The organism is Bacteroidales bacterium, from assembly GCA_018334875.1.
GTDB lineage: Bacteria > Bacteroidota > Bacteroidia > Bacteroidales > UBA12077 > JAGXLC01.
Genome location: JAGXLC010000010.1, coordinates 1 through 11,885, shown reverse-complemented (window position 1 = coordinate 11,885; position 11,885 = coordinate 1). Strand labels below are relative to the sequence as shown.

Genomic DNA, 11,885 nt, shown 5'->3' with positions numbered 1-11,885 from the left:
AACTATGATCATTGCAGAACAGAAACCATTTAAGGATATCTACGAATCGGTTAAGGAGAGTGATAAATTGCTGGTATTGGGATGCGGTACCTGTGTAACGGTTTGCATGGCAGGTGGAGAAAAGGAAGTGGGTGTACTTGCCAATCAGATCCGTCTTGCAGCAGGGAAAGATGAGCGTGAGATAGAAGTGACTGAACATACCCTTACCAGACAATGTGATGAGGAGTTTTTCGACGAGACTGCTTCCGAAAAGATCAATGAAGTGGATGCGGTGTTATCTCTTGGTTGCGGTGTTGGAGTACAGCATATTGTACAGTTGTATCCCGATGCTGTTGTACGACCCGGACTCAATACACAGTTTTTCGGTGCTTCGTTGCAGCAGGGAGTATGGTCAGAGAGATGTGCAGGTTGCGGAGAATGTTTGTTAGACAGATTTGAGGGGATATGTCCCATCGCCCGTTGTTCCAAGAGCTTAATGAACGGCCCCTGCGGCGGGTCTTCGGACGGTATGTGTGAGGTGGATCCTGAAAATACGGAATGTGCCTGGCAGCTTATTTATGACCGCATGAAACGATTGAACAAACTGGATAAACTGATGGATTACCAGCCACCTAAGGACTGGTCACATGATCGCGATGGCGGTCCGCGGAGCGTTACAAGGAAGGATGTTTTGTTTTAAAAAGTATACTAACATAACATTGTTGAATACCGAACCAAATGAAAGTTAAAAAAAACTGAAAATATGAACGAGGAAAAGTATAAATCAGGCAGCAGACTGGAACAGGTATTGGCCTCAGGAAATTTTGCACTGACCGGCGAACTGGGACCGCCGAAAAGTGCCGACCGGGAAGCGGTTGAAAAAAAGGCCAACCTTTTGAAAGATTCTGTAGATGCAGCCAATGTAACGGATAATCAGACTGCCATTGTTAGAATGTCGTCCTGGGGCGCCGGTTTGATAGCCCAGGAATGTGGACTGGAGGCAGTTATGCAGATCACCACCCGCGACCGGAACCGTCTGGCCATTCAAAGCGATGTAATAGGTGCTGCTGCCTTGGGAATCAAAAACATCCTTTGTATTTCCGGGGATCACCATTCTTTTGGCAACCACCCCACCTCAAAAATCGTTCATGACATTGATTCGGTGCAATTGATCGCAACACTTAAGAAGATGCGGGATGAAAAGAAATTTGTGTCAGGGGACGATATCCGTAATACAAAGAAAAGTGAGCTTGTGGAGCCGAAGATATTTATCGGTGCTGCTGCAAATCCTTTTGCCGATCCCATGGAATTCCGTGTTATCCGACTGGCAAAGAAGATCAATGCCGGGGCAGATTTTATACAGACACAGGTGATTTACGATATGGAACGCTTCAGGAAATGGATGGAAGAGGTCCGTGAGCAGGGTTTGCATGAAAAAGCCTACATTCTGGCGGGTATTACTCCCCTTAAATCAGCTAAAATGGCTCAATATATGAAAGAAAATGTCTCCGGGATTTCCATACCGGCTCAAATTGTGGAAAGGCTTTCGGATGCTGAAGACCAGAAGGCCGAAGGCATCAACATTGCCGTAGAGCAAATACAAGAGCTTAAAGAAATGGAAGGCGTAAGTGGTGTGCATCTGATGGCCATAGGGGCAGAAAAAAGCGTACCCGGAATTGCAGAAAAAGCGGAGTTTTTGCCCAGACCTGCCATTCAATATGCAAAAATTACCTGATCGGTCACTTTTTAACTATTTTATGATACCTACTGAATGAAAAGCAAATTGGTATTCACCATAATAATCTTTTTTGGGATGGGTCTTCATGCTTCCTCGCAATCCAATGGTTCCTCAATTGAAAAATCATCTGATAATTATAGGATTTCAAGGGGTAAAATGAAACAGGTCTATGAAAAGATCAAAACCCCATATAAGTATGGTATTGTGCTGATGCCCTCCGATACGGGTGAAATGGTTGATAGTCCCACTATATTTAGAATGAATGACCAATGGTATATGACCTATATCGTTTACGACGGCAGAGGCTATGAAACTTATATTGCTGAAAGCAATGATTTGCTGCATTGGGAAAAGAAAGGAAAAATTCTGTCTTTTACTGAAAATACATGGGATGCCAGTCAGAAAGCCGGCTATCCTGCACTGGTCGATAAGGAGTGGGGAGGAGATTATGAATTGCATCCCTATAAAGGTAAATATTGGATGTCGTATTTGGGAGGTGCCACCCGTGGATATGAAGCAGGAACGCTGGGCGTGGGAATGGCATATACGAAACATCCCACTAAAACCAAAGAATGGAATAGAATTGAAAATCCTGTTTTGCTCCCTGAAGATTACAAAGCCCGTTGGTTTGAGAATGATGTCATATACAAAAGCTCAGTTATTCAGGACACAGAAGGTCAGACCGGCCATCGGTTTGTGATGTATTACAATGCCAAAGGCGACACAGCGACCTATGAAAGCATTGGCATGGCTGTATCCGACGATATGGTGAACTGGAAACGTTTCGGTGATGACCCGGTTATCACCGAACAAGAAGGTATATCAGGAGATGCCCAGATAGTAAAGATGGACGATCTGTATGTCATGTTTTATTTTGGGGCTTTTTGGAAGCCGGGAGCTTTCGAGCGGTTTGCCTGTTCCCGTGATCTGGTAGACTGGACAAAATGGAAGGGCAATGATCTGGTTGCCCCTTCTGAGGATTATGACAGGAAGTATGCCCACAAGCCCTGGGTGATCAAATGGAAGGGAACTGTGTATCATTTCTATACTGCTGTGGGAAAATACGGGAGAGTCATCGCTTTGGCAACATCAAAGGATATTGGTGAAAGTGAACTGCCGGGGAATAAAAATTAAATGTTCAGAATCTGTTGGTTTTGATTCGATAATAAGAGAACAAGTTAAGTTTTTAACCCATATAATTTTTTTACTATGTTGAACAAATGGATGGCAAACCTATTTCTGGGTGTTTTTTTATTACCCTATCTGACAGGTTGCGGAAAATCAGGGAAAGATAACGGAAACACCGGAGAACAATCCCCGAACATTGTCTATATCCTGGCCGATGACCTGGGATATGGAGATATCTCATACCTGAACGACAGCTCCAAAATTCAAACTTCAAATATTGACAAGCTGGCTGAAGAAGGTATGTCTTTTACAGATGCACATAGTGCCTCGGCAGTATCCACTCCTACCCGGTATGGTATCCTTACAGGAAGATACTCCTGGCGAACCAGATTAAAGAGTGGAGTGCTCTGGGGCACTGATAAACCTCTGATCGATTCGGAGACCATGACTGTGGCTTCCTTATTAAACGATCAGGGATACAACACCGCCTGCATTGGTAAATGGCATCTGGGGCTGGATTGGGTTCAAGATGATTCCGGCCGGGTGGATTTTTCAAAACCCATTGAAAACGGTCCCCTGGCACTGGGCTTTCAATACTTCTATGGCATTTCATCATCCCTCGATATTCCGCCTTATGTTTATATTGAAAATGATAGGGTTACCTCTACTTCCATAGATACCATACGGGAAAATGAAGGAAAGGGTTTCTGGCGAAAGGGGCCCATAGCAGAGAATTTTAAACACAAGAAAGTGCTTCCTGAACTGACGGATAAAGCAGTGGATTATATCAACCGGCAATCACAGGATAAACCTTTCTTCCTTTATTTTCCACTACCAGCCCCCCATACGCCCATTCTTCCCACAGAGCCATTCCAGGGAGAAACCAATACCAATGCTTACGGAGATTTTGTGCTGATGGTCGATCATGTGGTGGGACAAGTTATGGATGCCCTCGAATCAAAAGGTTTGAAAGGAAATACATTGATTGTCTTCACAAGCGACAATGGATGTTCGCCCAGGGCCGATTTTGAAGAGCTAGCCGAGGTGGGCCATGATCCGAGTTACCGGTTCAGGGGGCACAAAGCCGACATCTATGAAGGGGGTCACCGCATTCCATTCATTGCCCGGTGGCCCGGATATATTGAGGAGGGATCTACCTCTGATGAAACGATTTGCCTGAACGATCTGCTGGCAACCTGTGCCGACATGATGAATGATACCCTGCCCGACACCGCAGGTGAGGATAGTTACAGCATTCTGCCCGTTTTACTGGGTCAGGAATACCAGTCGCCCATCCGCGAGGCTACCGTGCATCACTCTGTCAACGGTTCCTTTGCCATAAGACAGGGAAAATGGAAATTGATATTTTGTCCGGGTTCCGGAGGCTGGAGCGATCCAAGACCCGAAAAAGCCGGAGAAATGGATATACCTTCCCTGCAGCTCTATAACCTGGAAAAAGACATTGATGAAAGCAACAATGTTGTATCTGAGCATCCCCGTTTGGTGGATAAACTTACTGATTTGATGGACCAGTATATAGAGCAGGGGCGAAGCACACCCGGTACCAAACAACAAAATTACGGCGAAATTGAATTGTTACCGGAAGGTTATGAACGATAAATAAATGACCGGATAGACTGACCATTCGGGGGATATCATCATGGTGTAAGGGTTATGTATATATATGCACTATAATATCAAAAAAATTTTATATATACCTTTTTAATTCATTATTTATTGAATATATTTGCAACATCAATACATAAATATTCAAATTTTCGGTTTATTCATGGCAAACCGAGTGTAAAAGAGGGAATGGAAATCGGGATAGAAAAGACACGGACTATGTTTTCAATAAGAATCTACATCCTTTGTATGTTGTTACTCTCCAGTTTTGTTCCATGGGCTTCCCGCCCATGTTGTTAAATTCTTTCCGGACGTATTTATATTTTCTGTTATTTACATTTCTAATTATCCGATTGATTCTTTATTAAAATTAAAAATTATCCACTATGATTGAAGAAAAATTCAGTATACTCGGTGGAGGAAACTTAGGTTCTTCCATCGCTATAGGATTGAAAGATTATTCCGTTGTTCACAAAGATAACCTTTTACTGTCTGATGTGCTGGAAAAACAGAGGAAATACCTTAAAGAGCAGGGATTTCGTGTTGCCGAAAACAACAGGGAGGCTGTTCGTGAAGCAGATATTATTCTGATTGCAGTGAAACCTTATCAGGTTATTGAAATTCTGAAGGAAATTAAAGACGAGCTTGATCCGAAGAGGCACATCATCATATCTTCTTCAGCCGGAATCTCATCTACAGAGATGTATCAAGTCATTGATGAAAAAATGCCCTTGTTTAGAGTGATGCCCAATATTGCCATTGCTGTGCAGGAAGCGGCATCCTGTATTACTCCTGTAAATGCCAATGAAGAACAAAAGGAGCTTATTCATAACATTTTTTCATCCCTGGGTGATGTGCATTATATCCCCGAACATTTAATGTCGACGGCAACCGTGGCAAGTGGATGTGGTATAGCTTTTGTAATGAGGTTCCTGAGGGCCATGACTGCCGGCAGTGTTGAGATGGGTTTTCAACCTTCACAGGCATTGGAGATTGCTACCAAGCTGCTCAGAGGGGCAGCCGAGCTCCTGGAGCAGAATGCCGAACACCCCGAATACGAAATTGATAAAGTGGCTACTCCGCTGGGTATTACTATAACAGGACTCAACGAGATGGAGCATAATGGTTTTAGTTCTGCTGTGATCAAAGGGATTATGAAATCTTACGATAAAGTGACCAATGGAAAATAAATCATGCAGGTTTATATAGATAATTGAACCTTACTTTTTATTTTCGTGCATTTTGAATGAAATTCTAATATCTAATTTCGAAGTTCTAAACAATATCAAATGACCAAAAAAAGAAATTTCAAAATGAACAAATAGGGATCCTGTTTTGATTTTCGGCAGCTGCCGGATTGGATCATTGGAATTTGTCTAGGATTTAGGATTTAGAATTTATCTGGGTGTTTGATAAAATAATATATAGCTGTTTTGTCTTGTTATAAAACCAATTATCACACCCATTATTCATCAAACAGAACGATTATGCTTTTTGACCTGGAATATATAAAGAAGGTATATACGAAATATCAGGAGAATCTGGGAGCAATCCGGGAAAAAGTGGACCGGCCACTGACCCTTGCTGAAAAGCTGCTTTTTGCCCATTTTAGCAGTAAGGATCACATACCTGAACGGGGCAAAGATTATGCCCGTTTTCATCCCGACCGGGTGGCTATGCAGGATGCAACTGCCCAGATGGCCCTGCTGCAATTTATTAATGCCGGACGGAGTCAAACAGCGGTTCCTGCCACCGTTCACTGCGATCATCTGATACAGGCGGCACAGGGAGCAGATGCCGATCTGCGGGAGGCTCTGAAGCAAAACAATGAAGTGTATCATTTTTTGAAGAGCGTATCCCAAAAATATGGGATTGGGTTTTGGGAGCCGGGATCCGGTATAATTCACCAGATTGTGCTGGAAAATTATGCTTTTCCCGGTGGCATGCTTATCGGCACCGATTCTCATACGGTTAATGCGGGTGGTTTGGGTATGATGTCAATTGGTGTTGGGGGTGCTGATGCGGTTGACGTGATGGCCGGTATGCCATGGGAACTGAGAATGCCGAAGCTGATAGGGGTGAGGTTAACCGGTGCGATGAGTGGATGGACCGCCCCCAAGGATGTGATCCTTAAACTGGCCGGCATACTTACTGTCAAAGGAGCCACCAATGCGGTAGTTGAGTATTTCGGACCCGGAACCGAATCCATTTCCTGCACGGGCAAAGCCACCATCTGTAATATGGGAGCTGAGATTGGGGCTACAACATCCGTATTTCCATATGATGATACCATGTATTCCTATCTGGAGAAAACCGGAAGAAATGAAGTGGCCGAGCTGGCTGAGGGGATCAAGGCAGATCTGAAAAAGGATGATGAGGTGTTGAAGTCCCCTGAGAACCATTACGATCAGATCATCGAAATAGATCTTTCCCGGCTGGAACCTCATGTAAATGGTCCGTACAGCCCGGATGCCGCAGTACCCATATCAGAGCTTGCAGAGGTTGTCCGTAAGAATCAATATCCGGAACGCATTGATGCGGCCATGGTAGGATCCTGCACCAATTCTTCCTATGAGGACCTCACACGGTCGGCATCAATAGCACAGCAGGCAGTGGATCGCAACATCTCCGCCAAAACAGAACTGCTGATAACTCCCGGCTCCGAACAGATCAAAAAAACCTGCGAGCGCGACGGGATTCTGCAGAAATTCGAGCAGATCAACGGTACGATCATGGCCAATGCCTGCGGACCTTGTATCGGGCAGTGGAGGCGACAGATGAAGGATCCCGATCGCAAGAATTCTATAATCAATTCCTACAACCGCAATTTTGCCAAGCGGAATGACGGCAATCCCAATACCCACAGCTTTGTGGCATCTCCCGAGATTGTCACGGCCATGAGCCTGGCCGGAACGCTGACATTTAATCCGTTGAAAGATGAACTGAAAGACGGCAAGGGAAATGGCTTCCTTCTCGGTGAACCTCATGGAGCCGAATTGCCCGGGGAAGGATATTTACAGGATGATACGGGTTATATCCCCCCTGCTGAAAAGCCGGATCGGATTGAAATAGAAATAAGGCCCGATTCTCAGAGGCTCCAGTTGCTTGAACCTTTTGAGCCCTGGGATGGTAAAGATCTGTTGAACCTTCAGCTCCTCATTAAGGTGAAGGGCAAATGTACCACAGATCATATATCCATGGCAGGTCCCTGGCTACGATACAGGGGACATCTCGATAACATCTCCGACAACCTTTTAATGGGTGCTGAAAACAGCTTCAACGGCAAAACCAATTCTGTCTATAATAAGCTTACAGGGGACTATGACAAGGTCTCCGCTGTGGCGCGTCAGTATAAAAATAATGGATTGCAGTCGATCATCGTGGGAGAGGAAAATTACGGAGAAGGATCTTCCAGGGAACATGCCGCTATGGAACCTCGTCATTTGAGTGTGAGAGCCGTTCTGGTAAAATCATTTGCCAGGATCCACGAGACCAACCTGAAGAAACAGGGGATTCTGGCCCTTACTTTTGCTGATAAACAGGATTATGACCGGATCAGGGAGGATGATACCATTGATGTGCTGGGAATGGATAGTTTTATGCCCGGAGAATCTTTAACGATCAGGCTTAACCATGAAGACGGAACACGGGAAACGTTCCCTGTGAATCATTCTTACAGCGATCAGCAGATTGAATGGTTTAAGGCAGGAAGTGCCCTGAATCTTATTGCTAAACAACAAAAAAAAAGGAGATAGAACAATTGCAGCAAATCACCATGCACCAGGGCAGACTGAATGTGCCCGATAATCCGGTGATTCCATACATAAAAGGCGATGGGATCGGTAACGACATCAGTGAGGCTTCACTGAAGGTGTTGGATAAGGCCGTGGAAAAAGCCTTTGGATCCAAACGAAAAATGGAGTGGAAAAAGGTGCTTGCGGGAAGTGAAGCCTATGAGCAAACGGGTTCCTATCTCCCCGAAGAAACTGTAAATGCTTTTAAAACCTACCATGTGGGTATCAAAGGACCCCTGACTACCCCGGTAGGCGGGGGATTTCGTTCTCTTAACGTGGCTTTGCGGCAGGAACTGGATTTATATGTGTGCCTGCGGCCTGTAAAGTGGATCAAAGGCATTCCCTCGCCGGTTAAGCATCCGGAAAAGGTAGATATGCATATTTTCCGTGAAAACACAGAAGACATCTATGCGGGCATAGAATATATGACCGGAGAGCCGGATAATGAAAAGATCATGAATTTTCTGAGGGATGAGATGGGAGTGACCCGGATAAGGTTTCCCGAAACCGCTTCCATAGGTATAAAGCCCGTTTCCGAGGAAGGCTCAAAGCGGTTGATTCGATCAGCCATCCAATATGCCCTGGATAGGGATTTGCCTTCGGTTACACTGGTGCATAAGGGAAACATCATGAAGTACACCGAAGGAGCCTTTAAGCAATGGGGATATGAATTGGCTGAGGAAGAATTTGAAAAGCAGGTGGTTCCATGGAATGAATATGAGCAAGCACGCGAAAAAGCAGGACCGGAGACAGCCCGGAAGCTTCTTGAAGGAAAAGTGTTGCTGAAAGATGTCATTACCGATGCTTTTCTCCAGGAAACGCTCCTGCGGCCTGAAGAATACTCGGTGATTGCTACGATGAACCTGAACGGGGATTACATCTCCGATCAACTGGCAGCTATGATCGGCGGTATCGGCATTGCACCGGGAGCCAACATCAATTATCAGACAGGATGTGCTGTTTTTGAAGCTACCCATGGCACTGCTCCCGGCATTGCAGGAAAAGACATTGCCAATCCCTGTTCTTTTATATTATCAGGAGCCATGATGCTCAACCATCTGGGTTGGGAACAAGCCGCCGGCATTGTTTTTCAGGCTGTGGAAGATGCCATTTCCCAAAAACAGGTAACTCAGGATCTGTATTCGGTTATGGATGACGCCACATTGCTTTCTACCAGCCAGTTTATAGATCAGGTAACAGAACAAATGGATTAAGATACGCGCTTTATGGATTTAATTGAAAAACTAACCAGGTGTATAGAACAGTCGTGTAAAGTGGACACGGAACTGTTCAAAAAATACGATGTCAAAAGAGGTCTGCGAAATCAGGATCATACAGGTGTCCTTGTAGGACTTACCAACATCGGGGATGTTGTTGGATATGAAATGCGTGATGGCAAGCCGGTTCCAGTGGAAGGTCAGCTTTATTACCGGGGCCTGGAAGTTAGAGATATTGTCAAAGGGTTTCAGGAGGAAAAGCGTCATGGCTATGAAGAAGCGGTATATTTGCTTTTAGCCGGAGAATTGCCCAAATCATCCGATCTATCAGAATTTAAAAAATACATATCCGACAGAAGAGAGCTTTCCATGTATTTTAAAAATCTGATCCTTTCCCTTCAGGGGAAAGATTTGATGAACATGCTGGCACGATCGGTGTTGCTGTTATATAATATGGATGAAAAAGCAGAGGATAAATCCTATCCCAACCTGGTGGCCCAAAGTCTGGACCTGATCGCAAAATTCCCTTTGTTTATCGCCTATGCCTATCATGGGATGAGGCATTCTTACCAGGGCAAAACCCTGTCGATACGTCATTCTGTTCCTGAGTTAAGTGTAGCTGAGAATTTTCTTTACCTGATCAAAGGCCATGGTTGTTACACCAAGCTTGATGCGGATATACTCGATTTGGCAATGGTGCTTCATGCAGAACACGGTGGAGGTAATAATTCTACATTTACCATCCGGGTTACCAGTTCTTCAGGAACCGATACCTATGCGGCGGTAAGTTCAGCCATCGGATCCCTTAAAGGAACGCTGCACGGCGGTGCCAACCTCAAAGTGCTGGGCATGATGGAACATATCAAGGAAAATGTTGAAGACTGGGAAGACGAAGACGAGATAGCAAACTATCTGCGGAAGTTGGTCAATAAAGAAGTGTACGACCAATCGGGTAAGATATATGGCATAGGCCATGCCGTGTATACCCTGTCTGATCCCCGAACGGTGCTGCTTAAGCAGAAAGCGAGAGAACTTGCCCGGGAAAAAGATATGATGAAAGAGTTTCATCTGTATGAGCTCATAGAAAAACTGGCGCCCCAGGTGATCAATGAAGCCAAGCCCGGACGGGTGCATAAGGTATTATGTGCCAATGTGGATTTTTATTCGGGATTTGTATATACCTGCATCGGTATACCCAAAGAATTGTTTACTCCGCTTTTTGCCATGGCCAGGGTAACGGGCTGGTGTGCCCATCGTCTTGAAGAGCTCGATTTCAAGACGAAAAGGATCATCCGCCCGGCCTATAAAAATGTGTATGGCCGGCAGACATACAAACACTTATCTGAACGGTAAATTTATTTGTCCAATTCGGTCCGGCTTACGAATTTATAAACCTCACTGATACAAGGACGAACGGCTATGCATCAGTGACAAATATCTTTTTATTAATGATTTGATTGGTTCGTTTATAAATTGAATTGTTTCAACCTAACTTTTTGTATTTTGATCTCGTATAAACAGATAAATATTTTCACCCTTTAACTTTTCAGGTTTGTGAAAAAGTTTACTAATTTCTTTCTTTAACTAAATTGTATGACACGAGGCTTTTTATACAATCAAGCAGTTCTTATCGGGGATATTGAACTGAATTTCATATAAAAAGATCTTTTATTTTATATCTAACGGTTAGGAAGTTGAAAAGAGTTATTATAAAACATATTGGATAATTTGAATGCCTGAATTCAGGCCATATATTAATACTTGTTCGATGAATAAAAGGATTCATCTTATCTAAATTGGTTCTAAATAAAATTTCTGTTACATTTACACCGATAATCCTTAGTTTATTAACCCTCAAATTTTATTGCTATGGAAAATCCTTTACTCCTGAGCAAAAAAGCCAAACGTGTTTTGTTCTATTTCCTTGTTGTTTTATGTTTTTCATTTACACAAGCAGATGCACAGAACTTAATTTATGTGGATTCTGAGGCAACCGGCGATAATGACGGAACATCTTGGACAGATGCCTATGACAGTCTTCAGACTGCACTTTTCAATGTAAATACAAACGATACCATTTGGGTAGCGGCGGGGACTTATAAACCCACCAATACAACCAACCGGGATACGTCGTTTGTGATTCCTGATTCAGTTGCCGTATACGGGGGATTTAGTGGTTCAGAAGGATCTTTGGGTGAGCGCGACTGGGAAACCAATGAGACGATACTAAGTGGAGATATTGGTACTGTAAATGATTCGACGGATAACTCCTATCATGTCGTCTATTTCGACAATGTAAGCGATCAGACAGTGCTCGATGGCTTTACCATTATCGAAGGGAATGCAGATGGAGCCTATCCTGAAGATAATGGTGGAGGTATTTACCTTAGTGCTTCCGGAAGC

9 protein-coding genes are annotated in these 11,885 nt (G+C 44.1%); all 9 read left to right on the top strand.

What is annotated here, in order from left to right:
• On the top strand, positions 1 to 679 hold a 679-nt coding region (locus KGY70_01775; protein ID MBS3773894.1), incomplete at its 5' end, for a methylenetetrahydrofolate reductase C-terminal domain-containing protein.
• Positions 680 to 742: 63 nt separating this feature from the next.
• Entirely contained in the window at positions 743 to 1,714 is a 972-nt protein-coding gene (locus tag KGY70_01770; protein ID MBS3773893.1) for a methylenetetrahydrofolate reductase, read from the top strand.
• A 36-nt stretch (positions 1,715 to 1,750) separates the two neighbouring features.
• Complete coding sequence (locus KGY70_01765; GenBank protein MBS3773892.1) at positions 1,751 to 2,851, top strand: glycosylase; 1,101 nt, start codon at positions 1,751 to 1,753, stop codon at positions 2,849 to 2,851.
• A gap of 90 nt (positions 2,852 to 2,941) precedes the next feature.
• The gene (locus KGY70_01760) at positions 2,942 to 4,465 is read left to right on the top strand and encodes an arylsulfatase (GenBank protein ID MBS3773891.1); all 1,524 of its coding nucleotides are present in this window, start codon (positions 2,942 to 2,944) and stop codon (positions 4,463 to 4,465) included.
• A gap of 392 nt (positions 4,466 to 4,857) precedes the next feature.
• Positions 4,858 to 5,661, top strand: coding sequence for a pyrroline-5-carboxylate reductase (gene proC, locus KGY70_01755; GenBank protein ID MBS3773890.1), 804 nt, complete (start codon positions 4,858 to 4,860; stop codon positions 5,659 to 5,661).
• A gap of 297 nt (positions 5,662 to 5,958) precedes the next feature.
• Entirely contained in the window at positions 5,959 to 8,226 is a 2,268-nt protein-coding gene (locus KGY70_01750) for an aconitate hydratase (GenBank protein ID MBS3773889.1), read from the top strand.
• 5 nt (positions 8,227 to 8,231) lie between these two features.
• A complete protein-coding gene (gene icd, locus KGY70_01745) occupies positions 8,232 to 9,479 on the top strand; it encodes an NADP-dependent isocitrate dehydrogenase (GenBank protein ID MBS3773888.1) in 1,248 nt (415 codons plus the stop codon).
• Positions 9,480 to 9,491: 12 nt separating this feature from the next.
• Complete coding sequence (locus tag KGY70_01740) at positions 9,492 to 10,835, top strand: citrate synthase (GenBank protein ID MBS3773887.1); 1,344 nt, start codon at positions 9,492 to 9,494, stop codon at positions 10,833 to 10,835.
• Positions 10,836 to 11,351: 516 nt separating this feature from the next.
• A partial coding sequence (locus KGY70_01735) for a hypothetical protein (GenBank protein ID MBS3773886.1) occupies positions 11,352 to 11,885 on the top strand: 534 nt, incomplete at its 3' end.